23 protein-coding genes and 1 tRNA gene are annotated in these 22,581 nt (G+C 69.8%); 16 read left to right on the forward strand and 8 right to left on the reverse strand.

Annotated elements, in window-relative coordinates; genetic code table 11:
- Positions 1-88: 88 nt before the first annotated feature.
- Positions 89-433: a hypothetical protein gene (locus ACIO52_RS16285; RefSeq protein ID WP_218720842.1), complete on the forward strand. Its 345-nt coding sequence runs from the start codon at positions 89-91 to the stop codon at positions 431-433.
- Between the two features lie 90 nt (positions 434-523).
- A complete protein-coding gene (locus ACIO52_RS16290; protein WP_218720841.1) occupies positions 524-703 on the forward strand; it encodes a hypothetical protein in 180 nt (59 codons plus the stop codon).
- Between the two features lie 60 nt (positions 704-763).
- On the opposite strand, the gene ACIO52_RS16295 is transcribed toward ACIO52_RS16290, so the two are convergent.
- The 3 genes from ACIO52_RS16295 to ACIO52_RS16305 form a co-directional block, all read right to left on the reverse strand.
- Positions 764-976 (reverse strand): hypothetical protein, encoded by a 213-nt coding sequence (locus tag ACIO52_RS16295; protein WP_218720840.1) that lies wholly within the window; start codon positions 974-976, stop codon positions 764-766.
- A gap of 54 nt (positions 977-1,030) precedes the next feature.
- Complete coding sequence (locus tag ACIO52_RS16300) at positions 1,031-1,522, reverse strand: DinB family protein (protein ID WP_316573834.1); 492 nt, start codon at positions 1,520-1,522, stop codon at positions 1,031-1,033.
- 219 nt (positions 1,523-1,741) lie between these two features.
- Positions 1,742-1,815: transfer RNA gene (locus ACIO52_RS16305), tRNA-Arg, on the reverse strand.
- Positions 1,816-1,953: 138 nt separating this feature from the next.
- Between ACIO52_RS16305 and ACIO52_RS16310 the strand changes: the two genes are divergently transcribed.
- The 7 genes from ACIO52_RS16310 to ACIO52_RS16340 all read left to right on the forward strand — a co-directional run bounded on the left by ACIO52_RS16310 (position 1,954) and on the right by ACIO52_RS16340 (position 13,593).
- The gene (locus ACIO52_RS16310; RefSeq protein WP_218721528.1) at positions 1,954-4,020 is read left to right on the forward strand and encodes a cytochrome c oxidase assembly protein; all 2,067 of its coding nucleotides are present in this window, start codon (positions 1,954-1,956) and stop codon (positions 4,018-4,020) included.
- Between the two features lie 17 nt (positions 4,021-4,037).
- Positions 4,038-4,994 carry a serine/threonine dehydratase gene (locus ACIO52_RS16315; protein WP_218721527.1) on the forward strand — a complete coding sequence of 319 codons (957 nt, stop codon included), beginning with the start codon at positions 4,038-4,040 and terminating at the stop codon, positions 4,992-4,994.
- Positions 4,995-5,115: 121 nt separating this feature from the next.
- Positions 5,116-5,574 carry a single-stranded DNA-binding protein gene (locus ACIO52_RS16320; protein WP_255588611.1) on the forward strand — a complete coding sequence of 153 codons (459 nt, stop codon included), beginning with the start codon at positions 5,116-5,118 and terminating at the stop codon, positions 5,572-5,574.
- 69 nt (positions 5,575-5,643) lie between these two features.
- Positions 5,644-7,320, forward strand: coding sequence for an energy-dependent translational throttle protein EttA (ettA, locus tag ACIO52_RS16325; protein WP_218721526.1), 1,677 nt, complete (start codon positions 5,644-5,646; stop codon positions 7,318-7,320).
- A 248-nt stretch (positions 7,321-7,568) separates the two neighbouring features.
- The gene (locus tag ACIO52_RS16330; protein WP_218721525.1) at positions 7,569-12,449 is read left to right on the forward strand and encodes an NAD-glutamate dehydrogenase; all 4,881 of its coding nucleotides are present in this window, start codon (positions 7,569-7,571) and stop codon (positions 12,447-12,449) included.
- A 41-nt stretch (positions 12,450-12,490) separates the two neighbouring features.
- Positions 12,491-12,916, forward strand: a complete 426-nt coding sequence (locus tag ACIO52_RS16335) for a thioesterase family protein (RefSeq protein WP_342800792.1) — start codon at positions 12,491-12,493, stop codon at positions 12,914-12,916.
- Between the two features lie 5 nt (positions 12,917-12,921).
- On the forward strand, positions 12,922-13,593 hold the full coding sequence (locus ACIO52_RS16340; RefSeq protein ID WP_218721523.1) for a hypothetical protein: 672 nt from the start codon (positions 12,922-12,924) through the stop codon (positions 13,591-13,593).
- Positions 13,594-13,608: 15 nt separating this feature from the next.
- Here the strand turns inward: ACIO52_RS16340 and ACIO52_RS16345 are convergent, their stop codons facing one another.
- The 3 genes from ACIO52_RS16345 to ACIO52_RS16355 all read right to left on the reverse strand — a co-directional run bounded on the left by ACIO52_RS16345 (position 13,609) and on the right by ACIO52_RS16355 (position 15,521).
- Positions 13,609-14,118 (reverse strand): DinB family protein, encoded by a 510-nt coding sequence (locus ACIO52_RS16345; protein ID WP_308248672.1) that lies wholly within the window; start codon positions 14,116-14,118, stop codon positions 13,609-13,611.
- A gap of 232 nt (positions 14,119-14,350) precedes the next feature.
- Positions 14,351-14,671, reverse strand: a complete 321-nt coding sequence (locus ACIO52_RS16350; protein ID WP_308248671.1) for an AzlD domain-containing protein — start codon at positions 14,669-14,671, stop codon at positions 14,351-14,353.
- A gap of 151 nt (positions 14,672-14,822) precedes the next feature.
- Entirely contained in the window at positions 14,823-15,521 is a 699-nt protein-coding gene (locus ACIO52_RS16355; protein WP_218721522.1) for an AzlC family ABC transporter permease, read from the reverse strand.
- 67 nt (positions 15,522-15,588) lie between these two features.
- On the opposite strand from ACIO52_RS16355, the gene ACIO52_RS16360 reads away from it, so the two are divergent.
- Positions 15,589-16,158, forward strand: coding sequence for a helix-turn-helix domain-containing protein (locus ACIO52_RS16360; protein WP_218721521.1), 570 nt, complete (start codon positions 15,589-15,591; stop codon positions 16,156-16,158).
- A gap of 1 nt (position 16,159) precedes the next feature.
- On the opposite strand, the gene ACIO52_RS16365 is transcribed toward ACIO52_RS16360, so the two are convergent.
- The gene (locus ACIO52_RS16365) at positions 16,160-16,873 is read right to left on the reverse strand and encodes an HNH endonuclease (RefSeq protein WP_255588610.1); all 714 of its coding nucleotides are present in this window, start codon (positions 16,871-16,873) and stop codon (positions 16,160-16,162) included.
- Between the two features lie 186 nt (positions 16,874-17,059).
- Between ACIO52_RS16365 and ACIO52_RS16370 the strand changes: the two genes are divergently transcribed.
- The 4 genes from ACIO52_RS16370 to ACIO52_RS16385 all read left to right on the forward strand — a co-directional run bounded on the left by ACIO52_RS16370 (position 17,060) and on the right by ACIO52_RS16385 (position 20,051).
- A complete protein-coding gene (locus ACIO52_RS16370) occupies positions 17,060-17,473 on the forward strand; it encodes a globin (protein WP_316573838.1) in 414 nt (137 codons plus the stop codon).
- Between the two features lie 176 nt (positions 17,474-17,649).
- Positions 17,650-19,251 carry a glycoside hydrolase family 13 protein gene (locus ACIO52_RS16375; protein ID WP_308248670.1) on the forward strand — a complete coding sequence of 534 codons (1,602 nt, stop codon included), beginning with the start codon at positions 17,650-17,652 and terminating at the stop codon, positions 19,249-19,251.
- A gap of 70 nt (positions 19,252-19,321) precedes the next feature.
- Positions 19,322-19,600, forward strand: a complete 279-nt coding sequence (locus ACIO52_RS16380) for a hypothetical protein (RefSeq protein WP_218721519.1) — start codon at positions 19,322-19,324, stop codon at positions 19,598-19,600.
- Positions 19,587-20,051, forward strand: coding sequence for a DUF5130 domain-containing protein (locus ACIO52_RS16385; protein WP_316573839.1), 465 nt, complete (start codon positions 19,587-19,589; stop codon positions 20,049-20,051). The genes ACIO52_RS16380 and ACIO52_RS16385 overlap by 14 nt, the downstream gene beginning before the upstream one ends.
- Positions 20,052-20,075: 24 nt before the next feature.
- Here ACIO52_RS16385 and ACIO52_RS16390 read toward each other — a convergent pair whose 3' ends face one another.
- On the reverse strand, positions 20,076-21,110 hold the full coding sequence (locus tag ACIO52_RS16390; RefSeq protein ID WP_316573840.1) for a helix-turn-helix domain-containing protein: 1,035 nt from the start codon (positions 21,108-21,110) through the stop codon (positions 20,076-20,078).
- Between the two features lie 278 nt (positions 21,111-21,388).
- On the opposite strand from ACIO52_RS16390, the gene ACIO52_RS16395 reads away from it, so the two are divergent.
- A complete protein-coding gene (locus ACIO52_RS16395; RefSeq protein WP_218721517.1) occupies positions 21,389-21,958 on the forward strand; it encodes an NADPH-dependent FMN reductase in 570 nt (189 codons plus the stop codon).
- 2 nt (positions 21,959-21,960) lie between these two features.
- Positions 21,961-22,578, forward strand: coding sequence for a pyridoxamine 5'-phosphate oxidase family protein (locus tag ACIO52_RS16400; RefSeq protein WP_316573841.1), 618 nt, complete (start codon positions 21,961-21,963; stop codon positions 22,576-22,578).
- Positions 22,579-22,581: the final 3 nt, after the last annotated feature.

Consider the following 22,581-nt stretch of genomic DNA (forward strand, 5'->3'; position numbering starts at 1 on the left):
GGTGTGGGCAGAGGAGCGGAAGGGGCTGGCTGTGGCGTTGGTCGGGAGATCATGGGGTTCGCTGGGAGGAAGCCACCGGGCCGTACGGGTGCGGACGCGGCGGCCGCTGCGGGTGGTCGAGCTGGTCACCGGCGCGTTGCTGCTCAGCGCCGCCGCGGGGGGAATGGCCGGGCCGGTGGCGGCGGCGGTGCTGATCTATCGCAGCGGTGCGGGGCGCGAGGGCACGGCCGTGACGGTGTCGCTCGGGCTGGCGATCGGCGCGGTGGTGGTGACCCTCGCCGCCGCGATGGCGCTGTTCGCGCGGGCATGGCGGCGCGTCCATCTGCGCAGGCCCGCGTCGGCCTCGGCCGCTGCCGACCGGTGGTTCCCCGTCCCCACGGTCGAGCGGATGCGGTTGCCCGCGCCCGGCGTCGCCGTCGGCGGTGCGCGCTGATCGTGCCCGTCGGCCCCGGTGACCGGGCGGTCGGCTGTTCGCCCTGTTGAGGGCATTGGCACCGCCGCGTCGTCGGCGGACACTGGAGGAATGGTTGACAGGGAGCAGCGCACGCCGTTCTACGGGGTGGTGATGATTCTCGCGGCGCTCGGTGCGTCGATGGCGGTCAGTTACTACGGTCCGACGTGGATACGCGTCACGGTCTACGTCCTCACGGCGATCATCGTCGTGGTCGGCGGCGTCATGACGTTCCGGGACTACTCGCACTGAGACCGCGTGCGGACTGGTCGCCCCGGTGGCTCAGGGGCGGCCCGCCGGCACGTGGACAGCTCAGTGCTCGCAGTCGTTGTGGGCGGGCGGGCTGTAGGTGACGGCGCCGCACGCCAGGCAGGTGTGGACCCGGTGATGGCCGCCGATCCGTCGGCACGGCATCGCGACGACCAGCGCGCGCCCGGCCCCGAGCCGGTGCCCGTTCGGGCAGAAGCGCGGCGACGGTTCGGTCCATACGCCGGCACGCAGATAGGGCCGGATGGATTCGCACATACGTTCGATTATCCACATCGAGAGCGTCGGCGCGACCGTGGCGGGTGCCCGCGTTCACGCGTTCGGCGACGCGTCGATCTGCTCACGCAGAATATCGCCGTGACCCGCGTGCCGGGCGAACTCCTGGATCATCGCCAATAGCGTCCACCGCATGCTCACCTCGCCCTCGCGAGGATTCACCTTCGTGTCGTCGAGGTCGAAGCCGGATGCGATCTCCCGTGACCGCCCGCTCGCCCGCTCGAACTCGGCGATGACCTCGGCCAGCGACTCGTCCTCGCCCACCGTGAAGGTGCCCTCGTCACGGCGCGAGTACCCGTCGCAGTCGGCTTCGTCCAGTCCCGCCCAGAACCGCTGGAACCAGATCCGCTCGGCCGCGGCCGCGTGCTTGATCAACGAGATAGGCGTCGTCAGCGAGGTCACGAGTCGCCGGCGGGCATCGGCCTCGGACAGACCGCGCGCGGTCGCGATGAGCGCGGCGCGATTGCGGTCGAGCAGGTCCTCGATGATCGCGCGCTCGGTACCGGCGGTAATTCCGTTGGTGCTCATGAGATTTCGCTCCCTTCGGGGTGGGTATTCGGGATCCGCGTCGGTCGTGAAGAGCGCGCGGTGGCACGACGAACGGTGTGGGGGATCGGCTGAACAGCCGGAATGGGGAAGAAAGAAGGATGGTGATCCGCTGGACGCGGGAATCCCTGCCCGGCGCGGATGGCGCCCTGGGCCATGTGCGGCCCTGACCTGGAATACATGCAGGTCAGGGCCGATCTGCGCCCCCGGCAGGAATCGAACCTGCGACCTAGGGATTAGAAGGCCCTTGCTCTATCCAACTGAGCTACGGAGGCAGTGGCATCCACCTTGGCCGAACTCGGCGCCGGTGTCCAGCGCGAAAAGTATAGCGACCGACCAGCAGGAGTGCTGGGGTCGTCGGCAGCGATGCCCCATCGGGTCGGCCCGGGGCAGGTCGAACTACCCTCGTTGTCATGTCGTTATCGCAGCACCCCTCCGCTGGACCCGCCGTGGACGGCGCGCCACCGGTGGAAGCGGGTCGGGCTGCGCCGACAGGCAACAGCGCGACGTTCGGGGTGCTGAGCGTCGTCGCCGGGGCGATGGCCGCGGTCGTCGCGGCGATCGTGGTCGGGTTGTCGGCGGCGCAGGCCCTCAGTCTGCTGGGTATACCCGATCCGGGGCCGTTGACAACATATGGCTTGCCCGCGCTGCGGGCGGTGGCCGATCTGGCCGCCGCGATGACCGTCGGCTCGCTGTTGTTCGCCGCGTTCCTGCTGCCGCCCCGCGACAGCGGACTACTCGAGGCCGGCGGCTACCGCGCGGTGCGCCGGGCCGCCGACGCCGCGCTGGTCTGGGCGGGCTGCGCGGCGCTGCTGGTGCCACTGACCGTCTCGGATACGACCGGGCAGCCGGTCGGTGACATCTGGCGGCCCGAGGTGCTGTGGCCGGTGATCGCCCAGGTCGAGGTCGCCGGTGCCTGGCGCACCACGACGCTGTTCGCGCTGATCGTCGCCATCGGGTGTCGCCTGGCGCTGCGCTGGGGCTGGACGCCGCTGCTGCTGGCCGGCTCGCTGATCACCATGATGCCGCTCGCGCTGACCGGGCACTCGTCCTCCGGCGGTGCCCACGATGTGGCCACCAACTCGCTGATCCTGCACATGGTGGCGGCCGCGGTCTGGGTCGGCGGTCTGATCGCGGTGCTCGCGCACGCGCTGCGCGGAGGCGCGGGGACCGATGTCGCTGCCCGGCGGTTCTCGGTCGCCGCGACCATCGCGTTCGTGGTGATCGGCCTCAGCGGCGTGGTCAACGCCTGGGTCCGGCTGCCCGCGTCGGAGCTGTTCGGCACGACCTACGGCAAGCTGGTGCTGGCCAAGGCGGCGGCGCTGCTCGTCCTCGGTGTGCTCGGCTACCTGCAGCGCCGGGCCGCGCTGCCCGCGCTCGCCGCCGATCCGCGCGACCGCCGGGCGCTGATCCGCTTCGCCGGGGTGGAGATGCTGATCTTCGCGGCCACCATCGGCCTGGCTGTCGGCCTCGGGCGCACCCCGCCCCCGCCGCCCACCTCGATCCCGACGCCGGTGGAGGTCGAGCTCGGCTACACCCTGGCCGGGCCGCCGACCGTGGGCAGACTGCTGTTCGACTGGCGCTTCGACCTGATCTTCGGGACCCTCGCGATCGTGCTCGCCGCGCTCTACCTGCTCGGCGTGTATCGCCTGCGCAAGCGCGGCGACGCCTGGCCGGTCGGGCGGACCATCGCCTGGTGCAGCGGCTGTCTGGTGCTGCTGCTGGCCACGTCCTCGGGTGTCGGCCGGTACGCGCCGGCGATGTTCAGCGTGCACATGGGCGCGCACATGGCGTTGTCGATGCTGGCGCCGATCCTGCTCGCCCTCGGTGGCGCGGTGACGCTGGCGTTGCGCGCGCTGCCGCCCGCCGGGCGCGAGGGCGTGCCGGGTCCGCGCGAGTGGATCCTGGCCGCCGTGCACAACCCGGTCTCGCGGTTCCTGACCCAGCCGGTCGTGGCGTCGATCATCTTCGTCGCCGGGTTCTACGCGCTGTACCTGGGCGGGATCTTCGACACCTACGTCGACTCGCACGCCGCGCACCTGATGATGAACGCGCACTTCCTGCTCAGCGGCTACCTGTTCTACTGGGTGGTGATCGGCATCGATCCCAAGCCGCGCGAGGTGGCGCCGCTGACCAAGCTCGCGATGGTGTTCGGCACGCTGCCGTTCCACGCGTTCTTCGGCATCGCGCTGATGAGCATGAACACCGTGCTCGGCGGCTGGTTCTACCGCACCCTCGGCCTCGGCTGGAACATCGACCTGCTCGCCGATCAGCGCAACGGCGGCAGTTTCGCCTGGGCCAGTGGTGAGGTGCCGCTGGTCGTGGTGATGCTGGCGCTGCTGATCCAGTGGTCGCGCAGCGATCAGCGGCTGGCCAAGCGCACCGACCGCGCCGCCGACCGCGACAACGACGCCGAGCTCACCGCCTACAACGCGATGTACGCCGAGCTGGCGCGTCGCGACGGCGAGGTGCGTCAGTGAGTGGATGCGGTGCGCCCATGAGTGGGTCGATACATCGCACCGAACCGCATCGTGTGCTGCGCACGGAGGTGCGGGCGGCGCGACGCAGGCTGTCGGGCCGGGTGCGCAAGACCCCGGTGTTCCATACCACCGTCGACGGCCCCGACGGCCCCGTGCCGGTCTCGCTGAAACTGGAATTCCTCCAGCACGGTGGCACCTTCAAGGTGCGTGGCGCGCTCAACGCGCTGCTGGCCGCGGGCAAGGATGTCGATCATGTCGTCGTCGCCTCCGGCGGCAATGCCGGGATCGCGGTCGCGCTGGCCGCCGCGCAGCTGGGCAAGGCCTGCACGGTGGTGGTGCCGGAGTCGGCGCCGCACACCAAGGTCGCCGCGATGTGGGCGCACGGCGCCGAGGTGCTCTGGCACGGCACGAGCTACGCCGAAGCGCAGCTGCGGGCCGTGACATTGGCCGCCGAACGCGGTGCGCAACACCTGCACGCCTACGACATGCCCGCCGTCGTGGCGGGAGCCGGGGTGATCGGCCTCGAACTGGAAGAACAGGTGCGCGGGCGGCCGCCGGTGCTGGCCGCGATCGGTGGCGGCGGGCTGATCGCCGGCCTCGGTGCCGCGCTGGGCAGACGCAGGCAGATCGTCGGCGTCGAGTCCGAGCACACGCCTGCGCTGTCGGCCGCGCTGGCCGCGGGCAGGCCGGTCGACATCGACGCGCAGTCCAGGGCCACCGAGTTGCTGTGCGCGACCAGGGTGGGCGAGATCGCCTTCGACATCGCGCGCAGGCACCGCATGCCCGCCCTGTCGGTCGCCGACGACGCGATCACCGCGGCCAGGGAGTACCTGTGGCGCGAATTCCGCGTCGTCGTCGAACTGGAGGGCGCCGCCGCGCTGGCCGCGGTGCAGAGCGGCGTCTATCGTCCGGACCCGGGCGTGCGCCCGATCGTCGTCCTGTGCGGGGCGAACACCGAACTCCCCGTGCTCTGACACAGGATATCTCCACAACCGTCGAGGTTGTCCCCAGTTGCGTCCGCGTCCGACCGTTCGGCCGACGGTGAGTCCATCCTGGGGAAGTCAGCACAACAGCGACCGAGCGGGGGCGGATTCGATGTACGAGGCACAGGCGACGGTGATCGGCACAGTGGTGACCCATCCGGTCCGGCGTGATCTCGCCAACGGCGAACAGGTGGTGACCTTCCGAATGGCGAGTAATGCGCGCCGGTTCGACGCCGCGGCCGGGGGATGGGTGGACAACGGCACGTATCGCGGCAAGGACGGCACCGAGCGTCGGGATCTGGAGATGCGCGCGGTCGCGGTCGGCCCTGATCTGGGACGGTGCAGCGCATCGGTGGTGCGGCGATCCGATGCGGCACGCTCCGCGTCGCACACCGTGCGGAATATTTCGGACCGGCGCGGCGCTGTACCACCGATCCCCGCGCAGGACGCGGCCGAGTATGCGCCGACGGTACCGACTGCCGTAGCCTCTACGACCGCGGCGGATTCCCTCCCGGCGCGATCGCCGGTTGCGGTGCCGATCTCCGGTACGCCCGAGCGGGTCGACGCCTGAGGGTCGCATCCGCGGCACCGGCCCGCTCCGCATCTCACCCCCGTTACCCGCACCGATAGGCTTCCATATATGGCTGAGTTCATTTACCAGATGATCAAGGTTCGCAAGGCGCACGGCGACAAGGTCATTCTCGACGACGTGACGCTGAACTTCCTGCCCGGCGCCAAGATCGGTGTGGTCGGCCCGAACGGCGCGGGTAAGTCGTCCGTGCTGAAGATCATGGCGGGGCTGGACCGGCCGAACAACGGCGAGGCGTTCCTCGCGCCCGGCGCCACCGTGGGCATCCTCATGCAGGAGCCGCCGCTCAACGAGGAGAAGACCGTCCGCGGCAACGTGGAGGAGGGCCTCGGTGAGGTCAAGGTGAAGCTGGATCGCTTCAACGAGATCGCCGAACTGATGGCCACCGACTACTCCGACGAGCTCATGGACGAGATGGGCAAGCTGCAGGAGTTCCTCGACCACGCCGACGCGTGGGATGTGGATTCCCAGCTCGAGCAGGCCATGGACGCGCTGCGCTGCCCGCCGCCGGACGAGCCGGTCACCAACCTCTCCGGTGGTGAGCGCCGCCGCGTCGCGCTGTGCAAGCTGCTGCTGAGCAAGCCCGACCTGCTGCTGCTCGACGAGCCGACCAACCACCTCGACGCCGAGAGCGTGCTGTGGCTCGAGCAGCACCTGGCCGCCTACCCGGGCGCCGTGCTGGCCGTCACCCACGACCGGTACTTCCTCGACAACGTCGCCGAGTGGATCCTCGAGCTCGACCGCGGCCGCGCCTACCCGTACGAGGGCAACTACTCCACCTACCTGGAGAAGAAGGCCCAGCGGCTCGAGGTACAGGGCAAAAAGGACCAGAAGCTGCAGAAGCGCCTCAAGGAGGAGCTGGCCTGGGTGCGCTCCGGCGCCAAGGCTCGGCAGGCCAAGAACAAGGCCCGCCTCGGTCGCTACGAGGAGATGGCCGCGGAAGCCGAGAAGCACCGCAAGTTGGACTTCGAGGAGATCCAGATCCCCGCGGGTCCGCGCCTGGGCGACATCGTGGTCAACGTCTCGCACCTGGACAAGGGCTTCGGCGATCGTCAGCTGATCAAGGACCTGTCCTTCACGCTGCCGCGCAACGGCATCGTCGGCGTGATCGGCCCCAACGGTGTCGGTAAGACCACGCTGTTCAAGACCATCGTCGGACTGGAGGCGCCGGACAGCGGCGAGGTGAAGGTCGGCGAGACCGTCAAGCTCAGCTACGTCGACCAGAACCGCGCGGGCATCGACCCGAACAAGAACGTCTGGCAGGTCGTCTCCGACGGGCTCGACTTCATCGAGGTCGGCAACCAGGAGATGCCTTCGCGCGCCTACGTCAGCGCGTTCGGCTTCAAGGGCCCGGACCAGCAGAAGCCGGCCGGGGTGCTCTCCGGTGGTGAGCGCAACCGCCTGAACCTCGCACTGACCCTCAAGCAGGGCGGCAACCTGATCCTGCTCGACGAGCCGACCAACGACCTCGACGTCGAAACCCTCAGCTCGCTGGAGAACGCGCTCGAGCAGTTCCCCGGCTGCGCCGTCGTGATCTCCCACGACCGCTGGTTCCTGGACCGCACCTGCACCCACATCCTCGCGTGGGAGGGCGACAGCGACAACGACGCCAAGTGGTTCTGGTTCGAGGGCAACTTCGAGGCCTACGAGGCGAACAAGGTCGAGCGCCTCGGTGCCGAAGCGGCGCGCCCGCACCGCGTGACCCACCGCAAGCTCACCCGGGACTGATCCCGAGGGTTTGCTGCGACGGCCCGGCGGAACGATCCACGATGATCGGCTCGCCGGGCCGTCGGCGTCAACGCGCGAAAACGACTGGCAGCGGCGCCTTCCGCGGCGTTCACCGAACGTTGGCCAAGTTACCGGCGCGGCAAGCGCAAATTCCCTCCGCGTGTCCATGGAGCCCCGACTAGTCTCGAATTTGCGTCACCTGAGTTGCGGAATCGAAGCGAACCGAATCCATGGGAGTGGGCGAAACGATGACGGTCTCGTCGGAAATGTCGAGCGCGGCGTGGGCCGCGGGAATACCGCAGAGCTTGCGCGGTGATCTCGCGACACTCGAAGGGGCGTACTTCCGACACGTGGACGCCGGCGACGCGGACTTCCCGGTCACCGGCATCAACCAGATCTTCCGTCGCCACATGGAATTGGCCGCCGAACGTCCCGCGGACACGGCGCTGGTGCGGGTCTATCATCCCGACGACGGGTCGGGCATGGGCGCGGCGGCGCAGCTGGTCACCGACGACATGCCCCTGCTGGTCGAGTCGATCACCGCGGCGCTGAGCCGGATGCAGGTGAGCGTCACCGAGGTCATCCACCCGATCTTCGAGGTCACCCGCGACGCGCACGGCGTCCTGATCAGTGCGGCACCGCACGAGGTGGACGGCAACGGCGCGACCGGCAAGCCGGAGTCGTGGATGCATCTGCAGCTGCATCCCTCGACCGGGCGGGCCCAGCTCGATCACATCGAGCGCACCCTGCCCACCGTGATCGCCGACGTCCGTCAGGTGATCGACGACACCGAGGCGATGACCAGGGTGCAGAGCTCCCTGGCCGACCAGCTCGATCGGACCGCGGCCGCGGGCACGGGGCCGTTCCCCGCCACCGATCTGGCCGAGTGCGCGGAGCTGCTGCGCTGGCTGTCGCGCGGCAACTTCACCCTGCTCGGTTACGCGCGCTATCACCGCGACACCGAACTCGGCCACACCGTGTCCACCCCGGTGGCCGGCGCGAGCCTCGGCGTGCTGCGCGCCGACATCGGCACCGACTTCCAGGTGCCGATCAACGGCGGCGACCGCCCGCTGCTGATGCTCACCCAGGGCCTGGTCCGCGCGACCGTGCACCGCTCGGTGTACCCGTACTTCGTCGGCGTCGCCGATGTGGACGACGCGGGCGCCGTCGTCGGCGTCCACCTGTTCATCGGCGTGTTCACCGTCAGCGCGGTGCACGAGAACGTCCTCGACATCCCGGTCATCAACACCAGGGTGCGCACCGCCATCGAGGCGGCCGGATTCGACAAGGACTCGTTCTCCGGGCAGGCGATGCTCGAGGTGATCGAGTCGTTCCCGCGCACCGAGCTGTTCTCGGCCGACACCGAGGCGATGCGCCGCACCGCGGTGGCGGTGCTCGGGGTGGGCCTGCGCAGGCAGGTGCGGCTGTTCCTGCGCAGCGACCGGTACGGCCGGTTCGTGGCCTGCATGGTGTACCTGCCGCGCGATCGCTACACCACCGCGGTGCGCCTGCAGATGCAGGAGATCCTGGTCCGCGAGCTCGGCGGCGCCGACATCGACTACTCGGCGCGGGTGAGCGAAAGCGAGCTCGCCAGTGTCTATTTCACCGTGATGCTGCCCGCCGAGGCCACCGCGGCGCCGGACACCTCCGAGGACAATCGGCTGCGCCTGCAGACCCTGCTGAACGCGGCCAGCCACACCTGGGACGATCGGATCGACGACGAGGTCGCCACCTCCACCGTCCTGGACCCCGGTGTGGTGAAGCGATATTCGGAGGCCTTCCCGGAAAGCTACAAGGAGGATTTCGGCCCGGTCCGCGCGCTGGCCGACATCGGCAGGCTGGAACGGCTCACCGAGGGCGGCATCGGCCAGCACCTGTACCGCAAGCCGGAGGCCGCGCCGGGGTCGTGGCGCTTCAGCCTCTACATCGCCGGGGCGGCTGTCTCGCTGAGCCAGGTCCTGCCGGTGTTGCAGAGTCTCGGCGTCGAGGTGGTGGACGAGCGGCCCTACCAGCTGCAGCTGGAGTGCGGTGCCGAGCGCTGGATCTACGACTTCGGGCTGCAGGCGCGTCCCGAGCTGCTGCGCAACGCGCTCGGCGGCGATCTCGACGCCGAACTGCTCGAGCAGGCCACCCACGAGGACGAGCTGCACTCTCGGTTCACCGACGCCTTCGAGGCGGTCTGGGACGGCCGAGCCGAGGCGGACGGCCTCAACGAGCTGGTGCTGCGGGCCGGTCTGCCGTGGCGGTCGGTGGCGATCCTGCGCGCGTACGCGAAGTACCTGCAGCAGGCCGGTTTCCCGTACAGCCAGGTCAACATCGCGCGCGTGCTGCTGGCCCATCCCGAGGTCGCGCGGGCGTTCGTCGACCTGTTCGCCGCCCGCTTCGATCCCGACACCGTGTCGGCCGAGACCGCCGCCGAGCTGGAGACGAAGGTCAGGGCGGGCATCGACGAAGTGGTCAGCATGGACGCCGACCGCATTCTGCGCGCCATCCTCGGCCTGATCAAGGCGACCCTGCGCACCAACTACTACGTCGTCGACGCCGAAGGTCACCCCCGCGACTACTTCTCGTTCAAGGTGGAACCGCGCGAGATCGCCGAATTGCCCAAGCCGCGACCGCAATTCGAGATCTTCGTCTACTCGCCGCGCGTCGAGGGCGTGCATCTGCGGTTCGGCTCGGTGGCGCGCGGCGGTCTGCGCTGGTCGGACCGGCTCGAGGACTTCCGCACCGAGATCCTGGGTCTGGTGAAGGCGCAGGCGGTGAAGAACGCGGTGATCGTGCCGGTCGGCGCGAAGGGCGGCTTCGTGGTGAAGAATCCGCCCGCGCCCACCGGTGACCCCGCCGCCGATCGTCAGGCGAGCATCGCCGAGGGGGTCGCCTGCTACCGCACCTTCATCTCCGGCCTGCTCGACGTGACCGACAATGTCGATCTGGCCACCGGCGCGGTGCTGCCGCCCGCCCGGGTGGTCCGCCGCGACGCCGACGACACCTATCTGGTCGTCGCCGCCGACAAGGGCACCGCCAGCTTCTCCGATATCGCCAACGACGTGGCGACCCGCTACGGCTTCTGGCTCGGTGACGCCTTCGCCTCCGGCGGCTCGGCCGGCTACGACCACAAGGCCATGGGCATCACCGCCAAGGGCGCGTGGGAAGCGGTCAAGCGGCACTTCCGCGAGATGGGCATCGACACCCAGAGCCAGGACTTCACGGTCGTCGGCGTGGGCGACATGAGCGGTGACGTGTTCGGCAACGGCATGCTGCTCTCGCGCCACATCCGGCTGGTCGCCGCGTTCGACCACCGCCACATCTTCCTGGACCCGAACCCCGACGCGGCCACCTCGTACGTCGAGCGCGAGCGGCTGTTCGCGCTGCCGCGGTCCTCGTGGGCCGACTACGACCGCTCGCTGATCAGCGCGGGTGGCGGCGTGTTCGAGCGGACCGTGAAGTCGGTGCCGATCTCGCCGCAGGCCCGGCTCGCGCTGGGGCTGCCCGACTCGGTGCAGGCGCTCACGCCGCCGGAACTGGTGCGGGCGATCCTGCTCGCGCCGGTGCAGCTGTTGTGGAACGGCGGCATCGGCACCTATGTCAAGGCCAGCACCGAAGCCAACGCCGAGGTGGGCGACAAGTCCAACGACGCGGTCCGGGTCGACGGTAATCAGTTGCGGGTCAAGGTGATCGGTGAGGGCGGCAACCTCGGCGCCACCGCGCTGGGCCGGATCGAGTTCTGCCGGGGCGGCGGCAAGATGAACACCGACGCCCTGGACAACTCCGCGGGCGTGGACTGCTCCGACCACGAGGTCAACATCAAGGTCCTGCTCGACGGCGTGGTGAGCTCGGGCGACCTGGCGCAGGCCGACCGCAACCCGCTGCTGGCCTCGATGACCGACGAGGTCGCGCGGATGGTGTTGCAGGACAACGTCGATCAGAACGTGCTGATCGGCATCGCGCGCACCGACGCGCCGCAGATGGTCAGCGTGCACGGCCGTGTCATCGACGATCTCGAGCAGCGTCGCGGCCTGGACCGTGAGCTCGAGGCGTTGCCGAGCGAGGCCGAACTGAAGCGGCGTGACGAGGAGGGCCGCGGGCTCACCTCGCCCGAACTGGCCAATCTGCTCGCGCACGTCAAGCTCGGGCTCAAGGCCGATCTGCTCGACACCGATCTGCCCGACAGCGTCTACTTCGCGCGCAGGCTGCCGCAGTACTTCCCGACGCCGCTGCGTGAGCGGTTCGGCGCCGCGATCAAGAAGCACCGGCTGCGGCGCGAGATCGTCACCACGATGATCGTCAACGAAGTCGTCGACTACGCGGGCATCACCTACGCGCACCGGCTCAACGAGGAAGTCGGGGCCAGCACTTCCGACACCGTTCGCGCGTTCGCCGCGGCCACCGAGATCTTCGAACTGCACGACGTGTGGGCGCGTATCCGCGGCGCCGACGCGCCCGCGGGTGTGTGCGATCTGCTGGAGCTGGAGTCCAAGCGGACGCTGGACCGGGCCTCGCGCTGGCTGCTCAGCAACCGGCCGCAGCCGATCGCGGTGGGTGCCGAGATCAACCGATACCACCGGCGGGTGCAGGAGCTGGCGCCGCAGGTGCCGGGCTGGCTGCGCGGGCACCATGTCACCTCGCTCACCCAGGGCGCGGCCGAGCTGATCGCCCGTGGCGCGCCGACCGAGCTGGCGACCGAGGTGTTCGGGCTGCTGAGCCTGTACCCACTGCTCGACATCGTCGACATCGCCGACATCGCCGACCGGGACGGCACCGAGGTCGGTGCGCTGTACTACGCGCTCAACGAGCATCTCAAGATCGATTGGCTGCTCGAGGCGGTGAGTCACCTCGAACGCGGCGATCGCTGGCACGCGCTGGCCCGGCTCGCGTTGCGCGACGACATGTACGGTTCGCTGCGCTCGCTCACCCTCGATGTGCTCTCCGCGGGTGACCCGGAGGAGACGGCCGACGAGAAAATTGCATACTGGGAGTCGAAGAACCAGTCCCGGCTGGGTCGTGCGCGCGCGGCACTGTCGGAATTGTTCGAGTCCGGGACCCACGACCTCGCCACACTGTCGGTCGCCGCGCGACAGGTGCGGAGCATGGTGAGCGGGGTGGGCGCCCAATCGGAGGTACCACGGTGACGAGCTCGCCGAACACAGCCACGGCCGCGCCGGAGACGAACCTGGTGTTGCCCCGGCGCTTTCACGCCAAGGTCGAGATCCGCTGGTCGGACATGGACGTGTTCCAGCACGTCAACCACGCGCGGATGGTGACGCTGCTGGAAGAGGCCAGGATTCCGTGGCTGTTCGACGACGACAAGCCGACGGCGTCGATGGGGCGGCAGGGTTGTGTGCTGGTCGACCTGCACGTGAAGTACCGGGGCCAGTTGCGGCACGAGGACACCCCGCTCGACATCGCCATGTGGGTCAAGCAGTTGCGGGCGGTCGATTTCACGATCGGCTACGAGGTGCGTGCCAACGGCGCCGCCCCCGATTCGCCGCCGGCGGTCACCGCCACCACCCAGCTCGCCGCGTTCGACATCGAGACCCAGCGGTTGCGCAGGCTCAGCGACACCGAACGCGACTACCTGGCCCTGTGGCGGGCCTGACCTCCGTGAGCTCCGAACAGCGGGTGCTGCACGCTCCCGACCCGGCCGAACGCGAGAACCTGGCCACCTTCCTCAGCCGCGCGATCCGGCTCGACCCGGCCGCGGTGGTCCGGTTGCGGCGGCGGGGTTCCAGTCTCGTCTCCGCGTGGGTCGCAACAGGTTTCGAGACCCTCGCGGTGCGCACGGTCACCGCCGAACTCGGTGTCGACGATGTCACCGTCGGCGCCGATACGGTGCTGGCCGGTCTGCGCACCGGTCACCCGATCGACCTCGGCTACTCGATGGACTCGGCCTGGCGCGGTGCGCTGCCACCCGCCGACGGTTTCACCCACGTCGACGACGTCCCGGCTCGGGCACTGGTCGAGCTGGCCGAGCGCGGTGCCGATCTGGCCCGCGAGCACGGCGGGGCCCACGGTCCGCCCGCTTCGTTGCTGGACCAGTCGGTGCTCACCGTCACCGGCGCCGACGACCTCGCGGTCGAGGTCCCGATGCGGGTCGTCTTCGCCCTCACCGCCATGGACTTCATCCCGCACGCGGGGGAGAAGACCGAATCGCGCCGCATCCAGCCCACCGAACTGGTCCGCGTCCGCGCCACCCGCACCTGGCTGCGCCTCGACGCCCGTTACGGCTCCGTCGCGCGTCGCCTGGGTGGGGGGATCCCGCTGTCGCCCAGCTGAGGTCGTGCGCCGGGCTCAGACGCCCGTGGCTCCGTCGATGCGCTCGCGCAGCAGATCGGCGTGGCCGCAGTGGCGGGCGTACTCGGCGATCATGTGGGTGTAGATCCAGCGCAGGCTCACCCGGCTGTCCAGGAACGGGCTGGTGTCGTCCAGCTCGCGAGCGGCGCAATTGCGGCGGGCATGGGCGATCTCGTCTTGCCAGACCGCGACGGCCTTGTCGTAGGACGAGTCGTCGGTGAGCTCGAAACCACCGTCGTGTCCCGCGGTATCGGCGTGCGGGTCGTAGATCGGCGGCGCGGGCTCCTCGGCGAGGACTCGGCGGAACCAGTTACGTTCGACCTCGGCCATGTGCTGGAGCAGGCCGAGCAGGGTCAGCGCGGATGGCGCGGCGGCGGTGCGCAACTGGGCGTCGTCGAGGCCCTGGCACTTGAGCGCCAGCGTCGCGCGGTAGAAGTCGAGCCACGCCTCCGTGGTCGCGCGCTCGTCGGCGTTCAGGGGCGGCATCGGTCGTTCGCTCGTGGTCACGGGCGACATGGTGCCAGTGGGGTCGGACATCTCCCGGCGACAACGAGGTCGCGCGCGCGGCGCCGGAACAGGATGGTCGACGTGCGCGTGTCCGTAATCTCGGGGACGGTGGCCAGCAGCGGCGCGAGCCGGCCCGTGCCGACCATGACTCGACGGCAGTGTGACGATCAGGTCGGTGGACGCTCGCGAGTCGCCGCATCACGGTCGTCGAGCACAGGGTGACGGCGCCGCGTCAGTGCACGCCGGCCAGTCGGAGGAGGGCGGTTGTCGCCGCCGCGGCGAGCACGGTGACGAGCAGCGGCGCACGGCGCCACGCGAGGAGGCCCCCGACCGTCACTCCGGCGGGCAGGGCGATGCCGAGTTCGCCGGACCCGGTCGGGAGGGTGGCGGTCGCGACCAGCGCCGCGAGCAGAATCAGCGCGCCGGTATCGAGAAGATGGATCATCCTGGGCGACAGGCGAAGTCGATGCCGAAGAGCCGGGCCGGTCCACCGCAGCGCGTAGGTGCCCGCGGCGAGCGTGAGCATCGCGGGCAGCAGGTAGGGGGTGTTCACGACGGGCACCGCCGCTGGGAGACGGGCCGAGTCCGGCCGGTCGCACAGGTCGGCACGACCCTCGGCGATCCGAGCGCGCGGCCGGGACGCGCGGGGATCGACCGGGCGGGTATCGACCGCGCATCGGCGTGCCCGGGCCGAACGGCCGAGGTCAGCATGGCTGCGCCGCCGGGCTCTCGGTCTGCTCCGGTGGCCGCAGCGCGAACACCAAGCCGAGCAGAGCGATCAGCACCGGCAGGCCCGCCGGGACGAACGGGGCGGCCGCGACCGCGAGTGCGGCGCCGACCAGGACCGGGCGCAGGGTGGCGCGGTCGCGCAGGGCGGGCAGGATGAGCGCGAGCAGGATCACCGGGAACACCGCGTCGAGACCGAGAGCCGAGGTGTCGGGGACGAGCGAACCCAGGGCGGCGCCGAGGGTCGCGCCCAGCGGCCAGCTCAGGGCGACGCCGATGCCGCAGGCCCAGTAGGCGGCGCGCTTGCGCTCCTGGTCGCCGGGCGCGGTCGCGAACGCCACCGACTCGTCGTTGAGCACGTGGATGCCGAGCACCCGCTTCCAGCCGTGGCCGAAGACCTCCGGCGCCGACAGGCCGTAGGGCAGGTGCCGGGCATTGAGCAGCAGTCCGGCGACGACGGCGGCGAGCGGGCTACCGCCCGCCGCGACGATGCCGAAGAACAGCAGCTCGGACCCGCCGGCCAGCACCGTCACCGCCATCACGATCGGCATCCAGACCGGGAACCCGGCCGCGATCGTCGATGCGCCGTAGGACACGCCGAAGAGGCCGACGGCCAGGCAGGCCGCGGCCACGGCGGTGACGGTTCGCCGATCGAGTGTTCGCCATATCGAACGCATGTTTCTCATATTGAACGCGACAGGTGGGTAAAGTCAACGCGAAATCGCCAGCTCCCAGGAGGCGTTGATGGACCGGCAGGACCCGGTGACCGGACCACCCCAAGCGGTAATCGCGGCATCGCTGCGCCGCGAACGCGCGCGCGCTGGTTTGTCGCTGACCGAGGTCGCGAGCCGGGCCGGCGTCGCGAAATCGACACTGTCGCAACTGGAATCGGGCACCGGCAATCCCAGTCTGGAAACCCTGTGGGCGCTGTGCGTCGCGCTGGAGATGCCGTTCTCGCGGCTGCTCGACCCGCCCCGGCCCAATGTCCAGGTGATCCGCGCCGACGAGGGCGCGCCGGTGCCATCGGCCGACGCGGACTATCGAGTGACCTTGCTCGCAGCGGGACAGTCACACACGCGCTGCGATGTCTACCGGATCGCGGCCGAACCCGGCCATACCCGCCGCTCCGATCCGCACAACCCGGGCGTGGTCGAGCACGTGGTGCTGGCCGCCGGGCGCGCGCTGGTCGGCCCGGCGGACGAGCCCATCGAGATCGGCCCCGGCGATTACGTCCGCTACCTGGGCGATCTTCCGCACATCTTCGAGGCGCTGGAACCGGGGACCTGGGCCTCGATGGTCATCGAGAGCCCCTGACTCAGGCGGCTCCTTCGCCGAGATACTGCAACCAGATCGGATCCAGGTCGGCGGTGGTGGACAGCAGCCGCCAGTGCGGTCCCTTGGGGGAGACCAGGGGGTGGCGCAGCGTCCAGCCGAGCTCGGTGAGCATCTTGTCGGCCTTGCGGTGATTGCAGGGGGCGCAGCTGGCGACGCAGTTCTCCCACGAGTGCTCGCCGCCGCGGCTGCGCGGGATCACGTGGTCGATGGTCTCGGCCTTGCCGCCGCAGTAGCCGCAGCGATAGCGGTCGCGGTGCATGAGCGCGGCGCGGGTCATCGGCACCCGGGCGCGGTAGGGCACGCGCACGTAGGTGCGCAGCCGGATGACGGAGGGAATCGCCACTTCGGCGCCTGCCGAGTGCAGGACCGGGGCTTCGGGGTTGTCGTGGACCGCGTCGGCTTTGGCGCAGATCAGCAGGACGACGGCACGGCGCGCGGACAGCGCGGTGAGCGGTTCGTAGGTGGCGTTGAGGAGGAGGACCCGGCGTTTGCGCCACGCGGCGGCGTCGTGGTCTCCGGCAAGATGCAATGGCGCGGGGTGATGCGGCAGGTCGTGATGACCGTGTGCGCCCGGATGGTGATCGGACAAGATATGCAGCGGGATAGCCCCCGAGCCACGATTGTGGACGTCGGCGGGCTGGAGTTGTCGGTGCGCGCGCGCCTCGTGTGACCGGGCGCCTGGTCGCTGCTTCATCTTGACCTCAATTTCATGATTGGCAGGATCATGTGGTATCTGGGGCCGATACTGCCCCCCAGTTGACCATGGTTCCGCCGGTATTGCACGGCTATTTTTCAAACTTTCGGGTGAACTGTGGTTGAAGGGCCACGCGTTCGTGATGCGCGGCTGCCGCCGCGTCGCGTGCCCGGTCATCGGGGCACAATGGACGCCGTGACTTCAGGTGAGCAGACAACGACCTCGTTCTACGAAGCGGTGGGTGGCGCCGAGACGTTCCGCCGCATCGTGTCCGTGTTCTATCGCGAGGTCGCTGCCGATGAGATCCTGCGCCCACTGTATCCGGAGGAGGATCTGGGCCCCGCCGAGCGTCGGCTGCGGATGTTCCTCGAGCAGTACTGGGGCGGGCCGCGGACCTACTCCGACGAGCGTGGGCACCCGCGGCTGCGGATGCGGCACAACCCGTTCGTCGTCGGCCCGCTCGAGCGTGACGCGTGGCTGCGGTGCATGACGATCGCGGTCGGGGAGATCGAGCCATCGATCCTGGACGACGCGCACCGCAAGCAGCTGATGGACTACTTCCAGATGGCGGCCGCCTCGCTGCAGAACGCGCCCGGGTGAGGGGAAGGGTGCCCCGCGTTCGCTGATGACCGGCAGGTGGCGCCGCGGTTTCGGGTCGATGCCGAGGTTTACCCCGATGTTTCGCTCCGGCGTGGCGAACGCTGGCGATTTGCCAGATTCGAAGAAAGTCTCGCGCCGTAGGAATATCCCGGGCAATCTTTGGCAATATTGCGGTTGTGACACAGACACCTGCCTCGCCGGTGCCGGGGGAAAACAGCACCGCTCCGTGGTGGACAACCGCCGTGTTCTATCAGGTCTACCCACGTTCGTTCGCCGACTCCGACGGTGACGGTGTCGGCGATCTGGGCGGCGTTCGCGAGAAGATGGGCTACCTGGAGTTACTGGGCGTCGACGCGCTGTGGATCTGTCCGGTGATGCGTTCGCCGCAGGCCGACGGCGGATACGACGTGGCCGACCCGCGCGACATCGACCCGCTCTTCGGCGGGCTGGCCGCGTTCGACGAGCTGATCGCCGAGGCACACGACCGCGAGATCAAGGTGACGATGGACCTGGTGCCCAATCACACCAGCGTCGAGCACCCGTGGTTCACCGCGGCCCTGGAGGCCGCGCCGGGCAGCCCCGAGCGGGCCCGCTATCTGTTCCGGGACGGCCGCGGCCCCGACGGGGCCGAGCCGCCGAACAACTGGCCGAGCATCTTCGGCGGCCCGGCCTGGACCAGGGTCACCGAGCCCGACGGCACCCCGGGCCAGTGGTACCTGCACATCTTCGCGCCGGAACAGCCGGACCTGAACTGGGAGAATCCCGAGGTCGCCGCCGATTTCGAGAAGACGCTGCGGTTCTGGCTCGACCGCGGGGTCGACGGCTTCCGGATCGATGTCGCGCACGGGATGGCCAAGCCCGACGGCCTGCCCGACATGGCGAAGGTCGAGACCAAGATGCTGGTCCACGACGACGACGATCCCCGCTTCAACAACCCGGGCGTGCACGCCATCCACCGCCGCATCCGCGCGGTCCTCGACGACTACCCGCACGCGGTGTCGATCGGCGAGGTATGGGTCGACGACAACACCCGCTTCGGCGAGTACGTGCGCCCGGACGAACTGCACCTGGCGTTCAACTTCCGCCTGGCCGAGACCCCCTACACCGCCGAGGGTGTGCGCGAGGCGATCACGCACTCCCTCGACGCGGTGAGCGGCGTCGGCGCCCCGCCGACCTGGACGCTGTCCAACCATGACATCGAACGCGAGGTCACCCGCTACGGCGGCGGCCGGATCGGGGTCGCGCGGGCGCGGGCGATGACGATGGTCGAGCTGGCGCTGCCCGGGGCGGTGTTCGTCTACAACGGCGCCGAACTCGGCCTGCCCAACGTCGACGATCTGCCCGAGGACGCGTTGCGGGACCCGGTGTGGGAGCGCTCGGGCCACACCGAACGCGGGCGCGACGGCTGCCGGGTGCCGATCCCGTGGGAGGGCTCGACCACCCCGTTCGGCTTCACCACGGGCACGCCGTGGCTGCCGATCCCGGCCGACTGGGCCGACCGCACGGTGGAAGCCCAACTGGAGACCCTGCATTCGACGCTGTCGCTGTACCGGCTGGCGATCGATCTGCGTGGCACACGGCCGGAATTCGCGGGTGACCGGATCGAGTGGTACGGCAGCCCGGACGGATGCCTGGCCTTCCGCAGGCCGGGTGGACTGATCTGTGTCCTCAACGCCTCCGACGGGCCGATCCAGCTGCCGCCGGGGGAGGTGCTGCTGGCCAGCGCCCCCGTCGCCGACGACCGGCTGCCCGCGAACGCGGCGGCCTGGCTGGTCTGAGGAGGGTGGACACGCGGTTTCGGGAGTGCCGGAGGATGAACTACTACAGAGCATCGTCTACCGTTGGACCGTGAGCATTCTCGAGACAGTGCTGATCTTCGTCGGCATCCCGGCCGCGATCTACTTCGCGATCGCGGGTTTGTCCTATCTCGGTAAGCCATTCCCCGGTGAGAAGCCGGCCCACTTCGCGCTCGGGCAGAAGTGGACCCACTCGCCGGTGCTGTGGAGTGCTACCGACGAGGTGACCGCCGCGGCGGGTCACCACACCGCCGAGTCGCATGGCAGCCATGCGGCTCTCGAAGCCGCGAACGCGGAGCTGATCGGAGGCCGGGCAAGTGGCAAGTTCTAAGTGGCCCGCGGTGGTCGAGGCCGACCTGCCGCACGGATTCGCACTGACCAGCAGCGGTCGCGTCTCGGGCGTGCACGAGCCGGGCACCGTCTTCGACGAGGTGCCTTTCACCGACCGTGAGCGCGTCATGCTCGACAACGCCCTCACCGAGGCGACCCGCGCGACCAAGGTCCGCTTCAACATCTACCTCGGCGATCTCGGCAACGACCCGGCGGCCGGCGCCGACGCGGTCCTGCCGAACACCCCCGAGGCGGCCGACTCGGTGCTCATCGCGGTCTCGCCGAACCAGGGCGCCATCGAGGTGCGCTCCGGTGCGCACGTCGCCGAGCGCGCCAACGATCGCATCTGCCAGCTGGGTGTCACCGCCGCGCTGGCGTCGTTCCGTCAGGGCAACCTGATCGACGGCCTGATCTCCGCCGTCCGCGTGATGGCCGCGGCCATCGGCCGCTAGTTCGTTTCCCGCCGAACGGCGCGTTCACCCGAGGGTGAACGCGCCGTTCGTGTTTGCGGGGCCGGCCGCCCGGCGGAAGGCATCGGGGCTGTGGCCGGTCCAGCGGTGGAAGGAACGGCGCAGGGCGCGAGCATCGGTGTAGCCCAGGCGGGCGGCGATGGATTGGACGGGGAGGTCGGACTCGCGCAGCAGACGTTCGGCGCGGTCGCGGCGGGCGGCGTCGACTTCGTCGCGCCAGGTGGTGCCCGCCGCGGCGAGGCGGCGCTGGAAGGTGCGCGGACTGGCGGCGAAACGAGCGGCGACGGCGGGAAGGGTGAGCTCGCCCGTGGCGAGTTCGTCGAGGATCGCGGCGCGCAGCGCCTCCTGATCGGTGGGGACGGGGCAGGAGCCGGCGAGGGCGAGCTCGGCGTGGTGCCGGACCAGGGCGCCCAGCTGCGGATCGGTGCCGGTGGGCAGGTCGGCGACGTCGAGGAAGGTCAGCTGGGCGTGCGGGGCGCCGAAATCGATGCGTTGGGTGCCGAAGAGATCGACGAGGTGCTGCCGGGTGGCGGGTGCGCGCCTGCGGAGCGCGACGTGGACCGGCGTGATCGCCGTCCGGGTGGCCTCGCGCATTCGCCGCAGCACGGTGGAGAGGATGAAGTCCTCGACCGGGGCCAGTAGCGGGTCGGGCTCGATCGCGTCGAACCGCAGGACCAGCAGGCGGCCGTCCTCGCGCACGGACCAGCCGACACCCGGATCGGTCACCAGGGCGCGCAGGTCGAACGCGATGCGGACGCTCTCGGCCAGGGTGGGTGCGCTGGTGAACAGGTAGTCCCACTCGAGCAACTGCCCACGATCGGCCGCGGCTCCCGCCCGGAGTCCGGCACCGGGACCGCCGATCGCCTCGGTGAGTTCCCAGATGCGCCAGGTCGACTCGGTGGGAATGCGGGCCAGGCCATCGGCGATGTCCGCGGGGTCGGGGCCGGGCAGATGACGCAGCTCGGCCTCGGTGACCCCGACACCCCGGGCGGTCGCCCGGATCAGCCGGGCGGTGCGTACCGGGATGGTGCTGTCGATCACCAGCGGATGTTAGTCGACGACAACCGTTCGCGGGCAACCGAAGTGCGAACCCTTCCAGCTGGACGATCTGGCGTGGAATGTCCGCCGCGCGGCGCCGGTGGTCCGCCGTCGATACCGCGCCCGCGCCATAGGTTCTGAGTACGCCACGAAGGCGCTCCGTCGTTGAATCCGAGATTTTTTCCCGAACCGGGAATCAACGAGGCCCGAACTAACCTTTAAAGTATCGATGACTGGTTAGAACAACGGATCCCATCCGCACGACCCAGAAGAGCGAGCCCATGACCAACCACACCGTCCTCGCGCTGTCGGGCAGCCTGCGCGCCGACTCGCACAACACCGCCCTGCTGCGCGCCGCCCAGAAATTCGGCGCCGGCCTCGACATCGAGATCTACGACGGGCTCCGGGCGATCCCGCCCTACGACCAGGATCTGGATACGCCCGACCAGCGACCCGCCGCGGTGGCCGACCTGCGCCGCCGCATCGCCGCCGCCGACGGCGTGCTGATCGCGACGCCGGAGTTCAACTACTCGATCCCCGGTGTGCTCAAGAACGCCATCGACTGGGTCAGCACCGACTGGACCAGGACCGAAGGGCTGCCGCTGCTGCGCAAGCCGGTCGCGATCATGGGCGCCGCGCCCACCCAATTCGGTTCGGTCCGAGCGCAACTGGCGTTGCGGCAGGTCTTCGTCTGGACCGAGAGCGATGTGGTGGTCAAGCCGGAGGTGATCGCCTTCCGGTCGCACGAGCGGTTCGACGACGCGGGCAACCTGGTCGACGAGACCACCATCGACCTGCTCCAGAGCCTGCTCGCCGCGCTCGCCGGGAAGATCGAGCGGGCGAAGGGGTAGTCGTGACCGGGCACTACGCGCAGGTCGCGTTCACTCCGCTGGTGCGCGAGCACCAGCGCGCGCACGGCAGTCTGCGCAGCTACGAGCGGATGGCGCAGGTGCCCGAGGTCGCCGACCGGATCGGGCCCGACGAGGCCTGGTTCATCGGCGAGCGGGACAGCTTCTACCTGGCCACGGTCGGTGAGACCGGCTGGCCGTACATCCAGCATCGCGGTGGCGCACCGGGATTGCTGAAGGTGCTCGGTGATCGCACGTTGGGTTTCGCCGACTTCCGTGGCAACAAGCAATACATCAGCCGCGGCAATCTCGACCACGACGACCGGGTCTCGCTGTTCCTCATGGACTACGCCGCGCAGGCGCGGATGAAGATCTTCGGCCGGGCGCGAGTGGTCGAAGCCGCCGACGATCCGGACCTGGTCGCCTCGCTGGCGGTCGAGGGGTATCGCGCGCAGCTCGAGCGCGCGGTGTTGATCGACATCGAGGCGTTCGACTGGAACTGCCGTCAGCACATTCCGCCGCTGTATCCACGCGCGGCGGTCGCCGAGGCGATGCAGGTCCTGCGCGATCGGATCGCCGAACTCGAGGGCGAGATCGCCCGGCTACACACGGAAAGGAGGTGACCG

This window comes from Nocardia sp. NPDC087230, assembly GCF_044744725.1.
GTDB lineage: Bacteria > Actinomycetota > Actinomycetes > Mycobacteriales > Mycobacteriaceae > Nocardia > Nocardia canadensis.